Source organism: Fictibacillus sp. 23RED33, from assembly GCF_015903925.1.
In the GTDB taxonomy this organism is placed as follows: Bacteria; Bacillota; Bacilli; order Bacillales; family Fictibacillaceae; genus Fictibacillus; species Fictibacillus phosphorivorans.
Map to the genome: position 1 here is coordinate 35,937 of NZ_JACZDX010000002.1, position 23,341 is coordinate 59,277.

Here is a 23,341-nt window from a genome sequence, read left to right on the forward strand (position 1 = left end):
GGGTGAAAGGGAGGAAATGAAAATGAGTTTGAAAGCGAAATTAGGTCTTGGGGTAGCATCAGCAGCACTTGGATTGGCATTAGTAGGTGGGGGAACTTATGCATACTTTAGTGACAGTGTTGAGACAAATGCCACATTTGCAGCAGGAACGTTAGATCTTAATGCAGCTCCTACTACAATTATCAATGTGGATAAGATTAAACCTGGTGACTGGATGACGCGCTCTTTCCAACTTAAAAACGATGGCAATTTAGACATTGCTAAAGTACTTTTGAAAACAGATTATACTGTAACTGACGCAAATGGAAATAATGCAGGTGAAGACTTTGGAAAACACATCAGAGTAAACTTCTTAGTAAACGCTGATAAAACAGATGGTGTTATTTTCTATACAACATTGGATCAACTTAAAAATATGACACCCGATGCAATTGAGAATAGAATCTTTATTCCTTGGTTAGACGAAAAAGGAGGAAAGCTTGCTGCTGGTACAACAGATACACTTTACGTAAATTATGAGTTTGTTGAAAGTGGAGCTGACCAAAACAAGTTCCAAGGCGACAAACTACAACTGAAGTGGACATTCGAAGGTAAGCAAGGTGCTGGGGTAGAAAGATAAATATCTAAAGTTGATACAAAAAAGGTGGGATTTTCCCACCTTTTCTCTTAATCTTTGCTAGTCCGAGGAAAGCCAATAAATACAAAATATTATCTCCTGCTAATTACTCAAAAAGTTGAGAGGTAAATGCTAAGATGCTAAAATCCATTAAATTTAAGTTAATTCTTATTTATAGTTTGATTGGACTTATTATTGTTGTTTTTCTTCCAATTGGCAGAACCGGAGCAGATTCCAGTACTCCAGAAATAAAAATTGATACTCTTCCAGAAGCAGTGCTTTTTGATATTGAGAATTTCAAACCAGGTGATTGGGCGCCGCGTGATCTCACTATTCAGAACAATGGTAATCAAGATTTTTCATATAATATGAGAGCTCAAATGAAGTCTGGATCTGAGAAGCTTTACAATCAACTTCTTTTAAAAGTGGAAGACCAAACGAATCTGCTATTTGAAGGAAAATTGAAAGATTTTAAAGGGTTAAATCCTCGTCCACTAGCACGTTTTACAGAGGAACATTTAAAAGTGACGGTAGAGTTTCCGTATGAATCTGGAAATGAATTTCAAGGGTTACAAACGGTCGCCGAATTTATTATTTATGCAGAAGGCCAAACTACTCCACCGGACCCACCAGATGACGGAGATCCACCAGATCCGCCGGATGATGGAGACCCACCGGATCCACCAGGTGACGGAGACCCACCAGATCCACCAGATGACGGAGACCCGCCAGATCCTCCGGATGACGGAGACCCGCCAAATCCGCCAACCGATACGAATAACCCGCCGGGGTCAAATGAACCACCAAGCACAAACAAACCACCAAATGGTTCGACACCTACGAAACCAGTGGAACAACCAAGTAAAGCTACTGGTTCACTGCCGCAAACTGGCGAAGAGAACCCGATGTTTATCATCCTATCAGGGTTTTTCATCTTCCTCGCTGGACTAGGGCTGTTGTTGATAAAGATGTCGGTTCTTCCAAATCCTTTTAGAAGAGGGTAAGTGATGAAGTGGTTCGCGTATCTCATGATTGCTGCTGGGTTATGTACCATGATGTATCCAAAAGCTAAAAGTTTGTATTACACGTATCAAGAACAACAATTGTTGGAGAGCTGGGAAGAGGATGATGGTTTTTCTGTCATTCAACAGAGCTATCAACAGCTGGATGATACGTTCTTGGATAAAAGTAAACAGAAGAACACTGTGGAATCTCCAGAAATGAAGAATGGGATCATAGGGAAACTAGAAATCAACAGTATTCAATTAATGCTTCCTATTATGGAAGGTGCCTCTCAAGAGAATTTAAAAGTAGCTGCCGGGCAATTAACAGGCACCTCTCCAATTGGGGAAGCGGGAAATACGGCGATAGCCGCACATCGAAGTTACACATATGGTAAGCAATTTAACCGACTTACAGAAGTTGAAGTCGGTGACCCAATCATAATAGAAACGAACAGCAAAAAGCTCACCTATAAAATGATAGACAAAACGATAGTGAAGCCAGATGATCTGTCCGTGTTAAAGCAGAATGAAACAGCAAGCATACTCACACTGATTACATGCCATCCTATGAAAAATCCGACACACCGCTATATCGTTAGAGCTGTATTGGAAAAAGAGGAGGTCTTCTAGCAAAGGAAGTTGGAAGTCATGAGTGGAAAGATCGGCAAACAAATTAAGAGGTTACGCTTAACCCAAGGTCTTAGCCTGACAAAGCTTGCGAACCGTGCTGGAATATCTAAAGGCTATTTAAGTAGCATTGAAAGTCATAAAGCTAACCCATCTGCGCATATGATACAGAAAATAGCTAAAGCGTTGGAGGTACCAGTGGAACAACTTCTAAATACACAGATGGAGTTTCTTGATCCAGAATGGGTAGAACTTTTTAAACAGGCGAAGAAATTAGGAATAGATACAGAAGACATTCGTGCCTTTCTAACTTATGAAACGTGGAAGTCCTTAAAAGAAGAGGTGTAAAACGTGATTCGCTTAGAGAATGGCTTGTACATCTGCCATCTAAATGGTTACACGCTAAAAGTTGTTTATTTAGGAAGTAATGTTTGTGCAATTTACTTGGATGACCAATTTCAAGGTAAAGCACAGTTTGATTATGTGAAAAAGAAGTTGAATCAAATGGAAAAGCGATGGGATACGTCTAAGGTTATTCATTACCAGTATCAAGAGTTAACTCCCATGCATAACTATAGAGTTTAAGGATTTCAATCGTCCAAATCATACAGAAGAGTCGAGCCCTTCCATAATGGCGTGACTCTTATTTTTATGTAGGAACATAAAATGCCCAGATGATTGAACAAATCATCTGGGCATGATTAATCTTATTACCCGTTTACCACTTTACCACCATTAATATGAATCATCTGACCTGAAACATAAGAAGAATCCTCACTTGCCAGATACACATAAGCAGGTGCGAGTTCTTCTGGCTGGCCTGGACGACCCATCGGTGTGTCTTTACCGAATTGTTCTACTTTATCTGCTGTGAAAGTAGAAGGGATGAGTGGCGTCCAGATCGGACCTGGTGCAATACCGTTCACACGGATGCCCTTCTTCACAAGGTTATTTGACAACGAACGAGTGAAAGACACGATTGCGCCTTTTGTTGACGCGTAATCGATCAACTCCGGATGACCTTGATACGCCGTAATCGAAGCTGTATTAATGATTGAACTTCCTTGCTTCAAATGTGGAAGCGCAGCTTTCGTCAGGTGGAACATGCTAAATATATTAGTACGGAATGTTTTCTCAAGCTGTTCTGCTGTAATATCCTCAAAGTTTTGTTGTGGATGCTGCTCAGCGGCGTTATTCACGAGAACGTCCAATCCGCCGAACGAACCAACAACATCGCGAACCGTTTGTTCACAGAACGATTCGTCTCCGATATCTCCGCGAATTAATAAGCATTTCACGCCTTCTTGCTCAATCTGTGTCTTTGTTTCCTCTGCATCTGCTGATTCCTCTAGATAGACCACTGCAACGTTCGCACCTTCTTTCGCAAAAGCAATAGCGGCCGCTTTACCAATTCCACTGTCTCCACCTGTAATCAGAGTGGATTTACCTTCTAGTTTTCCGCTACCTTTATACGTCGGGCTTTCCGATTGCGGCTTAGGTGTCATTTCAGATTCTACACCGGGCTGGTGATTTTGATGCTGTGCGGGTTGACCTGTTGGATGCTCTTGATTAGACATGTAATGAATCACTCCCTAATATTCTTCATAACTCCTTTCTTCCCATCTCACAATGGAATAAACATCGTGGCATGCTTTCTAATATTTTTTTCTTATGTATGCCTCTTTTTCGGTTTTCTAATCCATCTATAGGATGAGTCAATTAAAGAGAGGAAGAGAAAAAATGAGAGCAGGTAACATTTATCAATTTAAAAGCATGAGCAAATTTCAAAGTGTAGGGGAGTTCAACCAACATAAGGACCTTTTTCTTCAGCAAAACCCTGAACTATTCACGAAATCCGAATACATAGCTTTTGAAGTTTTGAGTCAGTACAGTGTTGTCGTGCCGGGAGTGGCAAATGCTAAGATTGCTACACTCGTCGCAGCATGCTCCAAAAAACAAGGTGGCATCTCACGAGCAACCTTCACAAGAATGCTCAGAAAGGCGAGATCTACAGGCTTCCTAAAAGTTCACAACACGTATAGAACAAGCGGTGGACTAGCTCACAATATTTTTGTTTTTCACCCAATTGATGCACCTACTGAAACGAAATTGATACACCGTGACACATCACAGAACCGTTCTCAGCGTAAGGTCGAAACCACCAAAACAAAACCGGAATCTATTAATCTCTTACCAAATCTAAAAAACAAAGATCAAAACATACGTCAGGAAAACAACGTTACTATTACAACTCCACCTCCATCAAATAAGCCTCAACTTCAAGACCTCGACCACACCTTCGTTCCTAGTAACGTTCCATTAGACTTTATTCAATCTGTGAAACCCTACTATGACCGAGCCAACGAGATCTACACCTTTTGGCATAAAGCCATCATCGCCTACAAGAAATTCAACTTCAGAACACCTATCGAACAACTGATATCAATCATCATTGAAGCTTTCAAAACAACCGTATTCCTTTATAAAAAACGAAAGATCAAAACGAGCTTTACACAATACTTTTATGGAACACTCAGCGGGATGTTCAGCGCGGAAAAGAGAAGGGAACATGCTGCCTATAACCCGAGACCACATTACAATTGGCTAAATCAAGGATAGACTCATTGCCTCAAGTAGTTTGAATTTCATTACAAACTCACCTTTCTTCCTTTCTTCATCTGCTTTTTTATCTTTTTAGGCAAAGGCACATACGTAATATTGGTTTTCATAAAGAGATACTTGTGAAAAAACTTTACTGACAAATAGGTATTGAATAGTGTGAGGTACGAATACATCGTTAAAGGGATAAAAATTGATAGAACGGGATTTCTTCTAGCAAAGTATCCGAAAATCATATAGCCAATACTAAAAAGGATGATGATAATAAAATCTCGTTTAGGATGCAGTTTTTCTTTACCAAAATCACTGTGAACAGATGAGAACTTTTTAACTTGATAGCGAATTTGTTGCGCAATAAATAAGATAAGCACGATTAAAGATACAACGAAGGAAAGAGGAGATGTAAACATACAAACAAGATAAAATAATTTTTGAACGATGACAAAATGACAAAAGGAACTTACGGCACCTAAACAGGCTATGAAGAGTATGGGTTCGAAAAGTAGGTTTTCCGTTTTTTTAAATAGAATCGTAATTGCCCAAACATTGATCACAGCCATAAGTGGAACGGTAATCCAAAGAGTAGGTGGGTGATAAGGCACAATTAGAAATAATACGGTTAGGAAATCTAACAGAATAAATGTGAAACCGACAACAATAAATTTACTATCATCCATGAAGTTTAGATGCTTTTTAAATCTACTAGGTAAGTTTCTATATTTAATAGAACTGTCTATTTTCAATGTTATTCCTTCTTTCTGCGCCAGTGTTATCTTTCTACAATGAACTACAATTATGTCATTTCCCCTATTACAATTCTATATTTTACCAGTTTAATTAAACTGTAACACAAGAATAAACATTTTTTTATAATTGAGCATTAGCTAGGGAACAAACTGTCTCTTCCTCACAAAGCATTTGTATCCCAACAAAGGTTGCTGCGAAGGAATAGTCTATTAGATAGTCTTTTATATAGAAAAAGAACCAGTTAAATATCCACTGGTTCTCCAAGTTACTTCCACTTTTTCATTTTATCTTTCAACACATCACGTACTTCTTCAGCTTCTGTGCGATCAATACTTTCAAATTCGCCTTCATTTTTAACAATGAAAAAGCTGTTAGCTGGCATTTTTCTGCCATAGGTTAGTTCATAACCATCATCAATGTTACACACGATTTTAAATGGTGAACGATAGAAAGGCTGCAAATCAAGTGGACCGTTAACAATGTATTCAAAGGTTCTTAAGTTATTTTCAAATTAGCATTTTTCATCAAATTTCATAACAAAAAACCAGACCCTGTAAAGGTCTGGTTCAAATTACCTGTTATTCAAATATTCTCTTAAAAGGGTTTGTACTCTTTCTTTTTCCATATCCTCCACAATTCCATAATACGTTCCGCCAATCATCTTTCCAGAACTTTTGATTTCAGTAGACTCTATGTTATGTCTTGCTTCTTTATAGTTCTTCTGAATATCTTTCATCTCTTGGAACGTCATGTTCGTCTTTACATTATCACCTAGGATATCAAGGATATTATCAAACTTAGTAATAGATGAAACACGTGCACCTTTATCGATTATAGAAGTAATGACTTGGCGTTGGCGATCATTACGGCCAAGGTCTCCTTTAGGATCGTCGTATCTCATACGTGTGTATGCAAGAGCTTCATTCCCGTTCAATTCTTGAGTTCCTAAAGGAAAAGAATATTGTTCTACCTTAAATGCACGGTTGTTTGTAACTTCAACGCCACCAACTGCATCTACAATCTGCTTAAACGATTCCATGTTTACTTTTACATAATAATCGATAGATGTATCTAAGAAGTTCTCTACTGTATCCATGGCCATCTGAGTTCCACCAAACGCATAGGCGTGGTTGATCTTGTCGTCTTTCCCTTTACCGATAATCTCTGTTCGTGTATCACGAGGGATGCTAAACATGAGCATCTTATTTTCTTTCGGATTGACCGTTATAGAGATAATTGTATCTGATCGACCGCTGTCTCCTCTTCGTTCATCTACGCCTAGAAGTAAAATAGAGATCGACTTTAATTCTTCTTTATTACCTGTTACAACAGGTTTAAGGTTATCCGTTTCTACTTTCTCATGCATTTGATTTACTGCATCTTTTGCTGAACCATAGAGGTAGTAGGCATATCCACCTATACTAACTCCAGCGACAAAAAATAATATGGCTAGTATTTTAAAAAACTTCTTCATGTATTTAATCTCTCTTCCCATTTGAAATTGATAAAAACAGTATACCATGTCAAGGATCTAAATTAATTAATTAGCCGTACGATTGGGAAGTTTGAAACTGTTATTCTACTCTTTAAAAAACCAAATTATAGCAGGTGGACCTATTACAAAGATTAAAGGAACTTAAAAATTGACGCTATTAATACTGCTATAAAAAACATCTAAACCATCCCAATTAATCATAATTATTTTACCTATTTTATAAACATAGCCATAAAGCGATCACTCCAATATAAAGGAATCATCAAGTATTACGGATGTCCGGGTGAAGAAGGTGGATCAGGAAAAACGGACATGGTTCGAGAAGGGTTGTCCATGACGTAGTCTGCGCACTAACTTGGCATCCAGGTTCCTTTTCCGGAATCTTCTCTCTATCGACTCTTGCAAACTATCAAGTATATTTTAAGTTCAAAGGCAAAGCCTCTCATGAGGCGAACTCTCCACACTTAGGAAGAAGCGCATTGGATGCTGTCGAGCTCATGAATGTAGGCGTGAAAACTACTTACGAGAACACATCATCCCCGAAGCTAGAGTGCATTACTCCATCACGAATACAGGTGGCTTTTCACCGAATGTCGTTCATGCATAGGCGGAAGTTCTCTATTTAATTCGTGCACCTAAAATGCCAGAGGTCAAAAGCATCTATGAGCGAGTTGTAAACATTGCCAAGGGTGCGGCACTCATGACAGATACACAAATGGAAATTAGCTTTGACAAAGCGTGCTCCAACTATATACCTAATCATGAACTCGGAACGGTCATGCATAAAAACTTAGAGAAGTTTGGTCTGCCGGTGTATGAGGAAGTGGAGCATGTGTTTGCGGCTGAGATCTATGAGCAGATCACAAAAGAAGATAAGGAAAACACAATAAATGAGATCGAAAAGAGTTCAGGTGTGACGGTTGCTGAAGAAGTTCCTTTTTTAACAAAAGTCATTCCCTATCAGGAAACAAAAGAGTACTATTTGGTTCGTTAGATGTTGGAGATGTAAGCTGGGTGGTTCCAACTGCTCAATTCTGGGGAGGAAGTTTTGTGTTCGGAACCCCTTTACACTCTTGGCAGCTGGTAGCGCAAGGAGCAACTGGCATCGCACATAAAGGAATGCTTCAAGCCGCGAAAATGCTGGCAGGAACAGCGCTTGAGATTTTATTGGATGCAGACTTTAGAACGTGCGAAGGATGAATTTGCTGAGAAGAGAAGAGGGATGGAATGTGAGTGTCCTATTCCTAAAGGGGTTAGTCCTTCTCCGTTAAAGTAAGGAATATTAGGTGTAGCTCTGCCTAAGGATTTTTGAGTGGGGCTTTTGTTTTTTGAAAGAGATATCTAGGAAAATACGGGGGCAGGCTTCTTTATTTAACGATCATGGAGCAGTTATAGGTTGAAACAGAAGAAGCGCCTCAATGCCCCCATGTGATTATCCGTATTTCGGAAGTGAACCAAGAGATGTTTTTGAAAGAGAAGATAGAAGAAATTCATGAGACAGTAGAAGTTCCAGGAACAAAAATGGAGCTGAAAGTTGACATCAGCTAGCCGCCTATGGAGAAGAACGAGCGAACACTTGTTTTGGTAAAGACGATACAGTTGTTGTCGGTTTGGTATTTATAAGGTTAAAACAGTCTGCAAGGCAGCAGGATGTTTTTTTTATTAATAGAATCATAGAAGGGTACTAAACAAGTTTCTAGCTCTTATTTAGGGTTATATTATTGTTACTTTAGATAACACAAGAAGAGTTTTAAGGAGGATTAATATGGTCACCTACGATACAGTTGAGGTTGAAGACACATTAGAGGATTTGCTTTATAAGCTGATAGGTTGTTATCTAACATTTTCTGATAAAAAGGTTTTTCCGGAAGAAGTGTATAAAATTCACCGAAAGTTAGCTTTAAAATTTCCTCAGTCAGTGCCTTATAACATAGTTGATTTTTTTCGCATACTTAATGAAAAGCCTCTTTTTGAAGTTTTTGGACCACCGGTTAGTACCAATTTCAACCATAATGATTTTTTTAATTCTCCTCTATTTTTATTTAATAGTATCAGTGAGGCTGCATATGAATTCTACATTGACTATAATCGGACAAAAGTAAATACACTGCAAAGACAACAATTACATATGAGATCTTTTCTTGAACATTGCCGCGCTCAAAATGATAAGAAGAGATATCAGCAAATCTATACAGCAGTCCGAGTAAATATTTATAATAAAGGTTTTTTTCAAAATGGGAATCTAGTATATGAACCAGAGACGAATATGTATTTAGAAAAGGAATTTGAACATTTTATTTTAAAGATGGAAGAACTCTATCATATCACCAGCACGGATGAAGAACTGATTCGGAACTTCTATAGACAAGTAAATGGACCAAAACGGTTTCTAATTTGCAACCATTGCCACTTACCTATGTTCAATGAAAACCAGTGCCATAACAATGAAGTCTGCTTTAGTAATAGTAAAGAAAATAGAGCCCCTAGAAAAGTAGTTGAATTGGAAAAGGGAGAGGTAAGGCTTGTTCCAGAGTCAGGAATAATTTTTTACAATGTTATCCCTGGTCTTGAAGAGTACAGGGTGTACTATAAGTTAAAAGGCTATTTTTCTAGTTACGGTGTAAACGTTAATTTGTTTCCGAACCTTGAGAAAGATGGCGATATTGAAATTACTTATCAAGGCAAAAGGATATTAATAGATGTGAAAGATTATCGAAGGCCTGAGGAATTGGCAAACAATATTAATAAGCGTTTAGGGAATTTTCTTGATTTAGATTATGTGTATATTCCTCAATACAGGACGAAATACAACGACTATATGAAAGTGTTAAAAGACCAAGTGAATATAGATGAAATTTATAGAATGACTGGCAGGAAGCTTCAATTTGTAAACGAAAAACAATTAATTGAGTTAGTAAAGAAGAAATTTGAGATTGCTTAAGTGTAGAAGGAGTGGTTTTGTTGAGAAGACGGTCATATATAAATTTACGTAGCCCTGAAACGAAGGTTGATGATAGTGTTATTTTATCGTACGAATCAATGCTAGATGAATCACCGCAAAAAAGTGAAATTTCGAAAGTGTACCAACATCTAGAAAAAAAAATCTCAATTAAGCCCCAGCTATTTATATACATTGAAATGTTTCTTTATTACGGTTCGTTAGTATATAAAAATTTTAGATATCCTAAGGGTACTTTGTATCCATTTTTAGATCTTCACTTAATCCCACAAAACCATCCAGAATACTTTAGTAAAACGAAAGTCGATTGGTTTTATCAAAAACGAGCAGCATTTCTTATGAAACCTGTCTATGGAAGAGGTAGTCTCAATAATCTTTGGAAAACGTATCTTGACGATGTAAATCTACAGTACCGGCTGTTCACTAAGGAAGTTGATGATGCTGGAGTAGAATGGGTGAAAGAAAACCCTAGCTGCATAAGAGATACAAAGTCAATCAAACAACTCTACCAAAATATTATTGATGATGAACGTAATTTTCAGTTAATGGTAAGATTCCGTCCGTTTGCTACTGAAACTCATAAGGGGAAGCAAGTGAATTTTAAGCCAAATCACTATCTTGATAATCAAGCAAACAACAAAAAAGAAATTATTAGAAAGCTGAGTGACATCTATCCAGATAATATGTTTAAAGAGCGCCATTCCTTCTTAATTACAGACCACATCGATGAAATTTTAGGTATGAAGCAAGGAAAGGATGATATTAATCAAATTCTTAACTTAAAAGCAACAGCTGAACAATTAAGCATAGAAACAGGAAACCACAAATGGATAGACATTTATAAAGATATAGAACTCCAGAAGATAGATTATCAATTTGGTGAAGTTATGCCGGCTGAATTTTTTCTTGACTCAGTAAATCATGTCATTGGCCGTTTAGGTGCGGGGAAATCTATTTTAACAAAGCTTTTGACTAGAAACCTGATTGTTCATGGGAAAAAGATATTAATTTTAGAAAACGATGTTCTGAAATGTTTTCAGTTGCTTCAGGAGTTAAAAGAAATTGGAGTGACGGCTGCAGTCTTTTTAGGTGATGGAAATATTAATAAACATCAAACAGATTACGCAAATACCCATATGGGAAAAGCAGAGAATCTATCGATGTTTATTGCAGATCATGAGGAACCGTTTAAAATTCTATCGGATTTTAACCTCACTCATGAGTTTATAAAAGAACATTTTGAACACGCTAGAAAACCGCGTAATCAAGTTATTTCTTTAGAACTTGACGATAAAACAATGGACTTTGTTGCTCCTGACTATTCCTTTAACGGTGATTATGAAAAATATCGACTACTTGCAGGAGCGGATGTGTGGATTGGTAATTACGAAGCATTTCTAAAAACAAAGGTACCTTATTATGTAGATATATTTGAAAGGAACTTCCTTACTTTAGGATGGTTGCGTTCTGATCTTATAATTGCTGATGAATACGACCTGGCGCAGCAACGATTTGATAACGCAATGATTCAAAACCTTAAGTTAGTTACTGACCGAACTGATAAGATAAATAACTTTTTGGATTATATGTATAACGTAGTCACAGAAATCAACAAATCAGCAACAAAAGGGTTTGTAGGTAACTATGCTGATGCTGTAGGTACATCTCAGAGAATTGGCCGTTATCTATATTCAAAAATTTTTCCGAAGCGAGTTATACGTGATGTGCTTAAAAATAAAACTTTTACGTTAGACAATCTTGTTAACGTGTTTGTAAATAACTTCATCCAAGAAAGTAAAAATAGATCAGAAGTAATTAAAACGATGACTCAGTACATTAATAATCCGGCTGCCCAGCTACAAGACACAGCAAAGACTTTTAGACTACTTTATATGGAATTAATGGACTATTATTTGCCAAGAGGAAACATTGAATTATCAGAAGGTGAAAAAGAAGAGGCTAGGCAAGAATTGATGATATCTATTCTTGGCAAACTTAAAAATAAATTTGGCATAGCTTTTAAGGAAAGAGCGTTTGAAAATAATAAATATTCTCTAGAAATTATTGATCGGCTTGATTTAATATTGTCTTTCTCCATTTTTGATCATAAAAATCGATTTCTTATAAATGAATATGCAACATTTATGATGTACCTAGAAGAAGAAAACAGAGATTTGGTTGGTTCTTTTAACAAGATGATTCAGCCTAATAAGGAACCTTACATTGCCGCTCCATTGCTTAATAACCTAATTGCATATAAATTTTCTACTCAAGATGATGATAATGACAAACTGGAAATGCTCTATTATTTTGGAGTAGGTCGTAGTTTATTGTCGAGTCTGTCAGATGTCTACGAGCATATAGAAAATATACCTAAGCCGACCGTCTTGCTCTTATCCGCTACAAGTTACATTCCTGGTTCTAGCACGTACCATACAAAAGTTACACCACACTGGCTGTTGTCAAATCGTAATCAAACAAGCCAGAAAATTGAACTTTTGTATATGCCGGTAACAGATATTGTGGAACATCAGCCTATCAAAGTATCAGGATTAAGTACTATTTTTAATAAGGAAGCTGCATTAAGGAACTTAGTTCGTTATTTTGTAAAAGCCGGCCAGTTTAACCGAGATATCTCAAGAATGGAAAAAGAGTTTGAATCTTTATTAGCACCTGAAAAGAATACAGGTAAACGGAGAATTATTGCATTCCCAGTCTTTTCTTTTGAACTAGCAGAAGTACTGGGGAGAATTTTAAAAGAAGAGACAAATTTAAATGTTAGAGTCCATTTTAAGGATGGGAAGTACTGTAAAGGAGTTAAAATAGAGTACAAACCAGATTTTCATTTAAGAAAAAATGATTTGGAAAAGCTTTATGAGGAAGAGGTAGATCTGTTTGTATTTGTCGCTAATTCTGTAGGTAGGGGATTAAATATTCTTCAAGGAAAGAGTAATAAGAATTCTTTAATCGGAACAATGTATTTTCTAATCCGACCTTATCCCAATCCTGATGATTTTAATGAGGTTATCCATCAGCTGCACTCTTCATTTGAAACTTTCTTGAAAACTTCTAGAAATGAATTTGCTTACGATGAGCCATTGTTTAAATTGTGGCACTCTATTGAAGGAAAAGTGCGACGATTATACAATGAACTTATGAATAAGCGAATATTCTGGAAGAGTTTATCCGATGAAAATAAAAGAATTATAACATTGAACATGTTAACCATGATTTATCAAACGATCGGTAGAGGTTTACGCGGAGATTCTAATCTCCATGTATATCTTGTGGATGCAGCATTTGCACCAGCTACAGCTGACAAGTCTGTTAATGGACTTCCTGTGCAACCAGGTGAGGAGAAATACAACAGCAGTATGTTGGCTATGATGGAGCATATTTTAACAAATGAAAGCGATTTCTTATTGGATGTATTATTTGCTCCACTAAAGGAAGCAATTCAAGGTAAGGCACTAGCTAAAAAAGAGGAGATAGTAAAATGAATTCAAGCAGTCACCTTGTAGAAAACATTGTAATAAGAGATTTTGAGAGTCAGTTGTCTGATGAAAAAGTAACCAATTATCTTCAGCCCCTACGGTATGAAATTGATTCGGAATATCTTAAAGAAGCAAAAGTTATAGCGTTGTATATGCCTATACAATGGATTGATATGACGAGAAAAATCGTTTTTCAAGACCATAAAAAATGGCAAATTAGAGTTCTTTTAGAGAATCTTGTGATGGAGTATCCAAATATCTATGGCTTCTATTTAGATGAACAATCCTATTTTGGAAATGAGCCCTTTCTATTTTTAGATAAGGAAGAGTTTAATTCAAATCCAGATTTTTTACACGAGATTTCGCTTTCCATTGTAAAACTTTTTAAAGAATATAATTTGATACACAATTGGGGTTGGGACAGTTCGGTCATTAGTTCATTTTATTTTAATCCTAGGATTGAAACAATAAGCTTATCGGAAGTTATTCCCAAGAAATATAAAATGGCCGTACTCAACGGTTATTTCACTTCAAAATTATGTATTAATCCGTTAACTGTCTCCTTAGAACTATTCAAACAGGAGGAAAATAGCGAAGGAAATGGTAAAGAAAGAGTGTGGAAAGTGATTAATGAGGAATTGTACTTTTCACATGCCTGCGGTGGTGGATCAGACCATGAAGCTATATCGCTGCCATTTGAGATAGAAGGTGGTTATTGCTCTTTTGTGTTGGCATTTAATTACTATGAACCAGTTGATGAACAAGGAAAGTATTATATTAATCTAAATACATCTGTACGCCAATGGGTTACAGCACCTGTATCTCTAGATTATAAAAAGTATAAGTCATCCCTGTCGCTATACATTGGAAAATTTATTAAGGACGGCGCATCTAATCTAATTTGTACAAGCATCAGCTATATACGAAAAAACCAAAAAAATGAATACGAATATAAAGTACCAGGAGTTCATCAAGAATTTTTGCATAGGCATGCAATAGGGATTCGAGAGGTCTTAGATGATGTCCAAAATGGAAAAAGTATCGATGAGTTATTTGTAGGTATTCCAGTCGCTAACTCTACTAAAACCTGGTGGGTTAATCATTACAAAATGAATCTTACAGGAAATGGCGTAACTATAGAAGAGGACCGACAGTTTTATGAAAAAATTGGTGGTTTGATAGAGGGATTGAGATATGTAAAGGGATTTAAACCAGTTACTAGTAAGCAATTTTCAATTCTTGCAAAAGATACATCTAAGAAAATTCTTTTTTCTAACATGATTGTTCCTGAGAAAGTAAAAGTGATTACTCTGAATGTATTTACTGCAGAAGAATGCCATATGAGTGACTTTAGGAAAATCCTGCTTAATGAAATACAGGATAAGGGTGGAGAAGTGTTATTTCCATTCAAAGATATGGAGGATTGTCATGTAAAGTTTCATAATGGGGTAGTAAAGATAAAGTTGAATAAAGTATTGCTGAAAACAGCTCATCAATTATATGAAACGAGTGACAATGAAAAATTAACTGACATTATAAACGAAGTGAGTTCTTTTATTAATCAGGCAACGTACGAGTTAAACCTCTTTTTTATACCTGCCTATCAAAAGCTTAGGGAGACTTTAATGGGAACTGATCCGAAGAATATTATCCGTAAAGCATTTTTGCGCTTAAATTCACATGTTCAGTTTATCAACTATCAACCAAGCAAAGAGAATGAATACTTAAAAAAGCTCGATGAAGACAAAAGCAAACTTCATCGGTTTCGTAATGCTCTTTTAGATTCAATGAGTAAACTAGGTATAGAACAAGGTCTGAAAAACTTTAATGTACAAAGTAAAGAAGATGCTTTGTTAATTAAAGACACTGTGGAGTTAGGAATTTTACCAAAGAAAGTTGGTAAAAAGGAATTTTTATTTTTTACAAAATGTGAGCATGGTAATATTTTTATTAAAGCTGCTGGAGTTACAGATTGGTTTGCTTACACGGAAATTTCCAAGTTATTTAATAAGTTGACGGATGTTTCCGTTAGGTCACCTTGGGCAGATGAGACATTTATCATGAACCATCTGGTTACAGAAATTTCGGAAATTCAAAAATCAGCAATTCTTTATTTTACTGCAAACTTAAGAGGTAGATTACCGTGGTTGAGAAACAGTAACTTCGGAAAGCTTGGTAATCCATTGCTCTTAAAGTTTGATAATATTTCAATCATCCGTGTTAATGATTGGGATGATGTTCCTGGTTATTTTACTAGAAAAATAAAAGAAAATAAGTGGATTAACTCTCAACAGTCTGGATTATTTCAAGGATCAGAAACAGTTTATTTCAGCCTAGCGAATAGAGGCGATCAAATTTTTGGGCAGCTAGGAAAATCTAGATTTGATATTGAAAATGCTCAAAACTTTAAAAAGAAGAGACTTGTTGAGCTGGCGATAATAAGTAATAACTCGAAATTTAGCCTAACTGAGCTCGCAAATTTGGTCCACAATCGTCGCAGAGTGAACATTTCTTATGATTCATTTACTAATTATCCGCAACCGCTGTTCTGGGTAGAGCAGATTGTAAAGGATTATGATAACATCAATTGAATTTAAAAGGCTACACTCTTCCTTATGATGACTTAGCATTCTAATTACACACTTCAGGTCCACCTTTTTAAACCCACTGATCTGTTCAGTGGGTCATTTTTTAATATTTCCTCTTACAAGTCCACGAATAGTATGAAACAACAGTTCATCCCTATTCTTTATAGAAAGAATACGGGGAAGTTTTCTCACGCTTGAATTAAAACGATCTGTTTAATGCATTCATGTAGCTATCTCTGAAAGAAGTTTTTGTATTATCTCGTTCGATACATCGACAGGGACTTCTGCCCGATAAGATCAGATTTCATAATTGATTTAACCATTCTTTTTCCCCTTAATTAATTTCATCAATTGTTGATTAAATTCTTCTTCCGTTATTTCCTTCAATAGTTTTGCTCTCACAAGGGCTTCTTGTTCTGGAGAAATTATAACTCCATCAACTTCAATACTCGTTCTTGCTTGTTCCATGGCTTTTTTTATCTTATCCATTTATTTTCCACCTCGTCTTTATAGAGTATTACGCATATGGGTATTAAAGGTTTCTTAATACCAGGTACACAATATGGACTTTTTTACTAAAAAACTAGAGTGAAGGTAGTGGAAATCTAGTATAATATTACTATGTATATAGAATTTTCTGGTTTATATATAGAGAAGATAGAATTTAAAGATAGGGATTTAATTGAGATTGATATATTAATAGATTAGATTGCACGCTCTATTTAAGAAAGGAAAGGTGTAATGAGGAAATCATTTAAATTTACAATAGGTGTAGTTATCGTACTCACACTATGGATTATTGGGTATGGAGCCTACAAAGTATCACGAATTGAATCAGTTTCAGGAGTTGTAGATCTGACTACTGCTGTTCTAGGATTATTTGTAGCTCTTTGTGCCTTTGTTATCGCCATGTTAACCTACTCTTCCATTGACAGTGTTAATGTAATAACAAAGATGGAAGGAAACGTACTTGAAAATGAAAATTATATTACGTCTTTTACGAGTCTCATAAAAGAGTATAACCAAAGCAGTTCAATTAAAATTAGTGAAGCCATTTTTTTGGACTTAGAAAATCGATTTAAAAAAAAATCTAAAACAGCAGTTCAATTCGCAGATAATCTACAGCATTTTATTGATCTCATTATCTTTTTTCCTTATCTATTCCAATCGGATAAAGAAGAAAATACATTGAAATTGGAAAAGTTATTAAATCTTATTGAAAAGAAAAGAGATATGCTCCTTTCCATCAGTACAGGAAACTTAATCTTAATTAAAGAAACGGTTAAACTCATAAAAGCCATTACACTCTATAAAAAAACAACAGAAACGGAAACTACAGAACAGATTACGTCCTTAATGGAAGTAAGAGGAACCATGTTGAAAAATCCTGTTACTCAAACGGTTTAATATAATTATTTAGGTCTTAATTACAATAAAAAGGCGATTACCTTTCTTCACAACAAATTTGGAGACGGCATAAATTTCTTTTCGCTGGAAGTATTATTAAATATAAAGAACAAGTTAGAAGCATTAACTAGCGAAGAAAAGGAATTATTTATTTTTTATTTACAAGAAGCTAAGAAGTCATTTGAGAGAGCTCTAGAAAACGGGAATAAAGATTTGATGTGGGAAGCCTTTTTAAAATATAACAATGCGCGTTCTACCTACCTATTGCAACTTGTTAATAAAGAGAAAATTGAAAATGAAGAGTGGCAGGTATTAATGAAAGAAGCGCTTGTTGCACGGAATAGACTTAATATGTTAATAAAAGATATTCTTGGTGAGCAGGGTGGCAGCTATCTACAGGACGCCTTTTCTTATGAATATAAATTAGCTAACTTAGTCTATAAGAATATTTTGATCGCAGAAAACAAGGATATTACGGATATGTTCGGTAATCTAAAGTACGATTCTAAAGATAGTTATGCTGGAATACAAGGGGATCCATTAATTAAAGACACGTATATTGGCAGTTATGGAAGGGTCACTAATTACCAACATGATATCGTAGACTATGTTGATGAGCTCAATAATAGGGATATAGGGATGACGCACTCACTGCAGGAGTTTGAAGTTGTGAAATAGATAATAATCAGGAGAATGGATAATGTTCGCCAGATTTTTTCTGTTTACTTGTGTTGATAGGTGTTGAAGACTCATAGAAGTAGTGTAATGACCCATAGGAAAGATGGTACGACCCATAGAAAAGGTGGGGACTCATAGGATCCACAGGAAGACTCATTGAATGCATTCAATGACCCATAGGGGCAGTAAGTAGATGCTTTGGGATGCATCTCAATGTCTCGGTAAACGAATAGTCGATAAATTAATTTGAATAGGTAGTAAGCATGAACGGTTCTCGCGTTTCCAGTGTCTTAGATGTGATTTTGGTTATAGGTATCGTTTGATTGGGTCTTTAGAAAAAACCTCAATTCATGAATTCTGAATTGAGGAGTTTAAAGGAATAAGAACAAACCACTAATGCTCCGATATATAGGTGATTACACCTACGATAATTAAGAAGTATAAAATAGTAGAAATAATAACTAAAAGCCAACCGAAAACTTTACGCTGAGTCATAATAAGGAAAATTCCCAAAGTCATTAAGCTAAAGAAGAATCCTAGTAACGCCCATAGCCATGGGTTCTTGTTGTATTTTCGTGCATTTCTCGCTAAATAAATCGAAATAAAAATCGAGATGAAAAATCCTAATATAAATCCCATGTTTAATGTTTCTCCTTTTAATTGTCTAAGTTATTTGAAAGAATCCCATCTTGCCCTTCATAACCAAAAAAACACTTAAAAAAGCCTAGGTTCAAAACCCGTGGCTTTATGTCCTCACTTTTCAACAATTTTCCCTTTATATGGATATTAAATATACTTTCATCCTACCATATTTAGTAAAATATACAATATATAACATAGAGGCGGGACTAGTAATGATCTGATAGCATTTTAACCGGAAAAGATTACTCTTGAGATCTAAGAATCTTATTTACTGAGGGCATCTCAACAAGGATTGGAAAAATAGAAAAATAGACTAAAAACAGAAGGGCAAAGAGGTTCTTCTGTTTTTTTTTTTTTGAAAAAAGTGGTGAAAAATCCATTAATCATTTAGGCATAATTTAGGTGATTTTACGAAACCTTAGCTATAATTGAACGTATTAAACTAATAAATAGTAAAGATTAATGTTCGAAAAAGATAGAGGGTTTTTTATGACATTTACACGAAAGAAAAAAATAGCAAAGCTTGTCTTATGGGGAATCTTATTATCACTGCCATTATGGCTGCTTACCATATTAATAGTGGTCACCATCTGGATTATTTTCTAATGCAGAAAAAACGAAGACCAATTATATTACGATAAGAGCAACAGAATATTCGGTTGCTCTTTTTTGTTGGTGTTCTTTGAAATGGGTACAGGCTATAGGGAAGAAAAGTGTGTAGCTTTACAAACAGTGGACAAAGTTTTGCATTCTCTAACCGTTATTAATAAGTAGCTATAAAGCTCAGTAAAAAGATGCTAGTCATACAAGACGAACATCTTTTTAATATATTTGATTTTAAGATCAATTGATTAGGACACTCTTTTTTACTGGAGAATCCTCATCAATTGGAAAAAAGCAGGCGCTGTAATGGTTGTTATGGCTACGAGAAGTGAGTGCTGGTTCTTCAACCTTGCATCTATCTTGGACTTTCCAGCAACGCGTTTGAAAGCGACAACCATTAGGAGGATTTGCTGGTGAAGGAATATCGCCTTCTAGAATGATCTCTTCCTTGTCATGCTTCAACCATGGCTCTGGGTCTGGTACTGCAGATAATAGTGCTTTCGTATAAGGATGAGTAGGTGATTCAAAAATATCTTCACGGTTGCCGGTTTCAATAATTTTACCTAGATACATCACTGAAATTTTATTACACAAATGGCGAACAACTGAAAGGTCATGAGATATAAATAAATAGGCGAGTCCGAGTTTATTCTGTAAATCTTGAAGTAAATTTAATATTTGTGCCTGTACAGATACATCGAGTGCAGAAACAGCTTCATCACACACTAGAAGTTTTGGGCGAAGAGCGAGTGCTCGAGCAATACAAATGCGTTGCCGTTGACCACCAGAAAACTGATGAGGATAATTGTGTGCACTGTTAGGGTTCAATCCAACGAGTCTCATCATTTTCGCCACTTCTTGGTCCCAGTCTTTTTTATCGACGATACCAGGATGAATCAACCATGGCTCTGTAATAAGATCTTTAACACGCATTCTTGGATTTAAAGAAGCATCAGGATCCTGAAAGATCAATTGAACATCTTTTCTTAATTCTTGCATTTCTTTATTAGATATTTTGGTGAGGTCTTTACCTTCAAAAAGGATGCTACCACTTTTGGATTTTTCAAGACCAAGAATCGTGCGGGCAACCGTGGATTTTCCACAACCAGATTCTCCGACAAGCCCCATCGTATCGCCAGGATAGATAGTAAAGCTCACACTAGAAACAGCTTGCACTTCGGAAGTGGTACGCCGAAAGATACCAGTCTTGACCGGGAAAGAGGTTACGAGATCATGAACTTCTAAAATCGGTAGTGTATTAGAATGATTTGTCATTTAACACATCCTCTGCAAAATGACATGCACTTTTACGACCTGGTAATATTTCCAATAAAACAGGTTCCTTTTGTCTGCATAGTTCTGTTGCCATAAAACATCGTGGATGAAAGGCACAACCAGTTGGTGGATCCGCTAAATTGGGTGGCAATCCTTCAATAGACTTTAAACGCTCACCATTTTGTGTAGAAGAAGGAATGGAAGCCATGAGCCCGACGGTATACGGATGTGCAGGATTTCTGAAGATCGTTTCAACATCTCCAGTCTCTACGATATGTCCAGCATACATGACAGCGACCCGATCAGCATTTTCAGCAACAACACCTAAATCATGTGAGATCAGAATTAATCCCATATGATTACGATTTTGTAGATCCTTCAAGAGTCGCATAATTTGGGCTTGAACAGTCACATCTAGTGCCGTAGTCGGTTCGTCAGCGATCAATAATTTTGGATCCATCGCTAGGGCAAGAGCGATCATAACACGTTGCTGCATTCCTCCTGAAAATTGATAAGGGTATTGCTTGTAACGATTTTCTGCATCAGGAATACGAACCAACTTCATTAGCTCGATCACACGTTTTTCTGTTTCTTTTTTTGAAAGATTTTTTCTTTTTCTAAGTGCTTCACCAATCTGGTATCCCACTGTTAAGACAGGATTCAATGCACTCAGAGGGTCTTGGAAGATAATTGAAAGGCTCTCCCCATACAATTTACGGCGTTCAGCTTCCGACAACTTCACGAGATCTTTACCCTCAAATAAAATCTCTCCACCTGATATGACACCCCCAGGTTTAGGAAGCAATCCCATAATCGCTAAAGCTGTCGCACTTTTTCCACTACCCGATTCACCTAATATAGCTACTGTTTCTGCGCGATAGACTTCTAGAGAAATATTATTCACAGCTTTTGCAACTTTTTTCCGCGAATGGAATTCTAAAGAGAGGTTCCGCAGCTCAATAAGTGGTTCATCGCTAGGTAGCTTATTTTTATCCTTAGATGCTTCAGTTGCTTTCATAAGAAACCTCCTTACTTACGTGTTATTCGATCGATACTTTATGAAAATTTGGAGCACCTGTCGGACTAGCTTCTAACCCCTTAACGTTCTTACGTACAGCATAGATTTGCTTTAGCTGTAACGGGAAAATACCAACTGCATCGTCCCAAATGATCTTGTTTGCTTTATCGTAATAATCTTTACGTTCAGACGCATCTGTAGACTGTTTAGCTTTGAGAAGCAATTCATCTAATTTTTTATTTTTGTAGCCGTTACGATTCGCTTCTGAAATATATAATCGACCTAATGTGTAGTCTGCGTCTCCACTAATTACTACGTTAGTTTGTAAATCCATATCCCAATCGAGTGCGGTAAGCTTCTCAATCCACTCCGCTCTTTCTAATTGATCCGGTTTGACCTTTACGCCAATCTTATCCCAATATGAAGTCATTGCTTTTTGAAGTTCTAGTATTTGTGGGCCAGATCCTTTACTCCACATCATGCTGGTTTCAAATCCATCTGGATAACCTGCTTCTTTTAATAACTCTTTTGCTTTTTCTGGATTGTACTCGTATGGCGTTTGTTCTGAATAACCAAAAACAGATGAAGGGATAGGGGCTTGCATGACTTCGGCTGTGTCACCGTATAAGTCTTTCACGATTGCTTTAGTATCAAGAGCATGCCACATAGCTTTACGTACACGAACATCATCAAATGGTTTTTCACCACTGTTGAACCAGTTGAAGTAGTAATAATAACTAGCAGTATCGACGATGTTGATCTTATCGTTCTGTTTTAATTGACCTATTAAATCTGATGGAATCGTCCAAGTGGCATCGATCTCACCCGTCTCAACAGCCGTCATTCTAGCTGCGTTTTCAGGAATATTCATGATCTTTAACTTCGTTAGTTTAGGCGCACCGTTCCAATAATCTTTGTAACCAGTCAAGTTCAAGTCTTGTTCAGGTTGGAAAGAATCCACCTTAAAGGGGCCACTGCCAATCGGTTTTCGAAAGAAATCTTCTCCAGTTGCTTGGTCTGCAGGAGTGATGAACAATAACGTTAGGTTATAAAGCATATTTCCAAGGGGAGTTTTGGTTTTTATCGTTATCGTTTCATCATCAGTAGCTTGGATAGAATCCAGTTGAGCCCATAACACAGTTAATGGTGATTCTTTACGTTCTACTAGCTGATCAAGGGAAGCTTTAACATCTTTTGAAGTAAGTTTTGTTCCGTCATGGAACGTTACATCCGTACGCAACTTAAATACCCAAGTATTTTCATCGGGTTGTTCCCACTCAGTAGCTAAGCTAGGGGTAAAATCATCCCCATCTTTCTTCACAAGCGTGTCGTAAATTTGTGTAGCCGCTAAGATGGTTGGCGGTTCTCCATGAGCTGAACCGTAGGGGTCTAGAGAGATAATTCCGAGATCATTTGCGACGGTTAACTCCTGTTTTTTCTCACTCTTTCCATCTGATGAACCTTCATCCGAATCACCACTGATTCCCGCGCATCCTGAAGCAACCAAGATCAACATACATAAAGAGATGAGCGATAGGTACCACTTTTTCATAAAAACCCCTCCAATAT

General features: G+C 36.5%; 21 protein-coding genes. 13 read left to right on the forward strand and 8 right to left on the reverse strand.

The window, feature by feature from the left end:
* Positions 1 to 22: 22 nt before the first annotated feature.
* The 5 genes from IHV09_RS08670 (at position 23) to IHV09_RS08690 (ending at position 2,832) form a co-directional block, all read left to right on the forward strand.
* On the forward strand, positions 23 to 619 hold the full coding sequence (locus IHV09_RS08670; protein ID WP_197264195.1) for a CalY family protein: 597 nt from the start codon (positions 23 to 25) through the stop codon (positions 617 to 619).
* A gap of 134 nt (positions 620 to 753) precedes the next feature.
* Entirely contained in the window at positions 754 to 1,620 is an 867-nt protein-coding gene (locus IHV09_RS08675) for an LPXTG cell wall anchor domain-containing protein (RefSeq protein ID WP_197264196.1), read from the forward strand.
* 3 nt (positions 1,621 to 1,623) lie between these two features.
* Positions 1,624 to 2,250: a class D sortase gene (locus tag IHV09_RS08680; protein WP_197264197.1), complete on the forward strand. Its 627-nt coding sequence runs from the start codon at positions 1,624 to 1,626 to the stop codon at positions 2,248 to 2,250.
* A gap of 18 nt (positions 2,251 to 2,268) precedes the next feature.
* Entirely contained in the window at positions 2,269 to 2,595 is a 327-nt protein-coding gene (locus tag IHV09_RS08685; RefSeq protein ID WP_197264518.1) for a helix-turn-helix domain-containing protein, read from the forward strand.
* 3 nt (positions 2,596 to 2,598) lie between these two features.
* Positions 2,599 to 2,832: a hypothetical protein gene (locus IHV09_RS08690; protein WP_197264198.1), complete on the forward strand. Its 234-nt coding sequence runs from the start codon at positions 2,599 to 2,601 to the stop codon at positions 2,830 to 2,832.
* Between the two features lie 125 nt (positions 2,833 to 2,957).
* Here IHV09_RS08690 and IHV09_RS08695 read toward each other — a convergent pair whose 3' ends face one another.
* The gene (locus IHV09_RS08695; protein WP_197264199.1) at positions 2,958 to 3,824 is read right to left on the reverse strand and encodes an SDR family oxidoreductase; all 867 of its coding nucleotides are present in this window, start codon (positions 3,822 to 3,824) and stop codon (positions 2,958 to 2,960) included.
* 163 nt (positions 3,825 to 3,987) lie between these two features.
* Here IHV09_RS08695 and IHV09_RS08700 point away from each other — a divergent pair, with 163 nt between their 5' ends.
* Positions 3,988 to 4,866: a hypothetical protein gene (locus tag IHV09_RS08700; RefSeq protein WP_197264200.1), complete on the forward strand. Its 879-nt coding sequence runs from the start codon at positions 3,988 to 3,990 to the stop codon at positions 4,864 to 4,866.
* Positions 4,867 to 4,895: 29 nt separating this feature from the next.
* On the opposite strand, the gene IHV09_RS08705 is transcribed toward IHV09_RS08700, so the two are convergent.
* The 3 genes from IHV09_RS08705 to IHV09_RS08715 form a co-directional block, all read right to left on the reverse strand.
* Entirely contained in the window at positions 4,896 to 5,609 is a 714-nt protein-coding gene (locus IHV09_RS08705; RefSeq protein WP_197264201.1) for a hypothetical protein, read from the reverse strand.
* Positions 5,610 to 5,878: 269 nt separating this feature from the next.
* On the reverse strand, positions 5,879 to 6,073 hold the full coding sequence (locus IHV09_RS08710) for a hypothetical protein (RefSeq protein ID WP_197264202.1): 195 nt from the start codon (positions 6,071 to 6,073) through the stop codon (positions 5,879 to 5,881).
* Positions 6,074 to 6,184: 111 nt separating this feature from the next.
* A complete protein-coding gene (locus IHV09_RS08715; protein ID WP_231618230.1) occupies positions 6,185 to 7,087 on the reverse strand; it encodes an LCP family protein in 903 nt (300 codons plus the stop codon).
* 721 nt (positions 7,088 to 7,808) lie between these two features.
* On the opposite strand from IHV09_RS08715, the gene IHV09_RS08720 reads away from it, so the two are divergent.
* The 5 genes from IHV09_RS08720 (at position 7,809) to IHV09_RS08740 (ending at position 16,152) form a co-directional block, all read left to right on the forward strand.
* A complete protein-coding gene (locus IHV09_RS08720) occupies positions 7,809 to 8,102 on the forward strand; it encodes a hypothetical protein (RefSeq protein ID WP_197264203.1) in 294 nt (97 codons plus the stop codon).
* Between the two features lie 56 nt (positions 8,103 to 8,158).
* On the forward strand, positions 8,159 to 8,308 hold the full coding sequence (locus tag IHV09_RS08725; protein WP_197264204.1) for a hypothetical protein: 150 nt from the start codon (positions 8,159 to 8,161) through the stop codon (positions 8,306 to 8,308).
* Positions 8,309 to 8,873: 565 nt separating this feature from the next.
* The gene (locus IHV09_RS08730) at positions 8,874 to 10,049 is read left to right on the forward strand and encodes a hypothetical protein (RefSeq protein WP_197264205.1); all 1,176 of its coding nucleotides are present in this window, start codon (positions 8,874 to 8,876) and stop codon (positions 10,047 to 10,049) included.
* 20 nt (positions 10,050 to 10,069) lie between these two features.
* A complete protein-coding gene (locus tag IHV09_RS08735) occupies positions 10,070 to 13,567 on the forward strand; it encodes a hypothetical protein (RefSeq protein ID WP_197264206.1) in 3,498 nt (1,165 codons plus the stop codon).
* Entirely contained in the window at positions 13,564 to 16,152 is a 2,589-nt protein-coding gene (locus IHV09_RS08740) for an RNaseH domain-containing protein (protein WP_197264207.1), read from the forward strand. The genes IHV09_RS08735 and IHV09_RS08740 overlap by 4 nt, the downstream gene beginning before the upstream one ends.
* 312 nt (positions 16,153 to 16,464) lie before the next feature.
* On the opposite strand, the gene IHV09_RS08745 is transcribed toward IHV09_RS08740, so the two are convergent.
* Entirely contained in the window at positions 16,465 to 16,638 is a 174-nt protein-coding gene (locus IHV09_RS08745; RefSeq protein WP_197264208.1) for a hypothetical protein, read from the reverse strand.
* A 252-nt stretch (positions 16,639 to 16,890) separates the two neighbouring features.
* On the opposite strand from IHV09_RS08745, the gene IHV09_RS08750 reads away from it, so the two are divergent.
* Together IHV09_RS08750 and IHV09_RS08755 are read left to right on the forward strand one after the other, a co-directional pair.
* Positions 16,891 to 17,556 (forward strand): hypothetical protein, encoded by a 666-nt coding sequence (locus IHV09_RS08750; protein WP_197264209.1) that lies wholly within the window; start codon positions 16,891 to 16,893, stop codon positions 17,554 to 17,556.
* A 213-nt stretch (positions 17,557 to 17,769) separates the two neighbouring features.
* Entirely contained in the window at positions 17,770 to 18,234 is a 465-nt protein-coding gene (locus IHV09_RS08755; RefSeq protein WP_197264210.1) for a hypothetical protein, read from the forward strand.
* A 1,485-nt stretch (positions 18,235 to 19,719) separates the two neighbouring features.
* Here the strand turns inward: IHV09_RS08755 and IHV09_RS08760 are convergent.
* From IHV09_RS08760 to IHV09_RS08770, 3 genes are read right to left on the reverse strand one after another with little or no spacing between them, the layout of a single operon-like run.
* Positions 19,720 to 20,754, reverse strand: a complete 1,035-nt coding sequence (locus IHV09_RS08760; protein ID WP_197264211.1) for an ABC transporter ATP-binding protein — start codon at positions 20,752 to 20,754, stop codon at positions 19,720 to 19,722.
* Entirely contained in the window at positions 20,738 to 21,772 is a 1,035-nt protein-coding gene (locus IHV09_RS08765; protein ID WP_197264212.1) for an ABC transporter ATP-binding protein, read from the reverse strand. Before IHV09_RS08765 ends, IHV09_RS08760 begins: the two co-directional genes overlap by 17 nt.
* 22 nt (positions 21,773 to 21,794) lie before the next feature.
* Complete coding sequence (locus tag IHV09_RS08770) at positions 21,795 to 23,324, reverse strand: ABC transporter substrate-binding protein (protein ID WP_197264213.1); 1,530 nt, start codon at positions 23,322 to 23,324, stop codon at positions 21,795 to 21,797.
* Positions 23,325 to 23,341: the final 17 nt, after the last annotated feature.

Excerpts from the sequence above, each read along its gene's own strand:
- IHV09_RS08670 (WP_197264195.1), top strand. The coding sequence starts at position 23 with ATGAGTTTGAAAGCGAAATTAGGTCTTGGGGTAGCATCAGCAGCACTT.
- IHV09_RS08675 (WP_197264196.1), top strand. The coding sequence starts at position 754 with ATGCTAAAATCCATTAAATTTAAGTTAATTCTTATTTATAGTTTGATT.
- IHV09_RS08680 (WP_197264197.1), top strand. The coding sequence starts at position 1,624 with ATGAAGTGGTTCGCGTATCTCATGATTGCTGCTGGGTTATGTACCATG.
- IHV09_RS08685 (WP_197264518.1), top strand. The coding sequence starts at position 2,269 with ATGAGTGGAAAGATCGGCAAACAAATTAAGAGGTTACGCTTAACCCAA.
- IHV09_RS08695 (WP_197264199.1), bottom strand. The coding sequence starts at position 3,824 with ATGTCTAATCAAGAGCATCCAACAGGTCAACCCGCACAGCATCAAAAT.
- IHV09_RS08700 (WP_197264200.1), top strand. The coding sequence starts at position 3,988 with ATGAGAGCAGGTAACATTTATCAATTTAAAAGCATGAGCAAATTTCAA.
- IHV09_RS08715 (WP_231618230.1), bottom strand. The coding sequence starts at position 7,087 with ATGAAGAAGTTTTTTAAAATACTAGCCATATTATTTTTTGTCGCTGGA.
- IHV09_RS08720 (WP_197264203.1), top strand. The coding sequence starts at position 7,809 with ATGACAGATACACAAATGGAAATTAGCTTTGACAAAGCGTGCTCCAAC.
- IHV09_RS08730 (WP_197264205.1), top strand. The coding sequence starts at position 8,874 with ATGGTCACCTACGATACAGTTGAGGTTGAAGACACATTAGAGGATTTG.
- IHV09_RS08740 (WP_197264207.1), top strand. The coding sequence starts at position 13,564 with ATGAATTCAAGCAGTCACCTTGTAGAAAACATTGTAATAAGAGATTTT.
- IHV09_RS08745 (WP_197264208.1), bottom strand. The coding sequence starts at position 16,638 with ATGGATAAGATAAAAAAAGCCATGGAACAAGCAAGAACGAGTATTGAA.
- IHV09_RS08750 (WP_197264209.1), top strand. The coding sequence starts at position 16,891 with ATGAGGAAATCATTTAAATTTACAATAGGTGTAGTTATCGTACTCACA.
- IHV09_RS08760 (WP_197264211.1), bottom strand. The coding sequence starts at position 20,754 with ATGACAAATCATTCTAATACACTACCGATTTTAGAAGTTCATGATCTC.
- IHV09_RS08765 (WP_197264212.1), bottom strand. The coding sequence starts at position 21,772 with ATGAAAGCAACTGAAGCATCTAAGGATAAAAATAAGCTACCTAGCGAT.
- IHV09_RS08770 (WP_197264213.1), bottom strand. The coding sequence starts at position 23,324 with ATGAAAAAGTGGTACCTATCGCTCATCTCTTTATGTATGTTGATCTTG.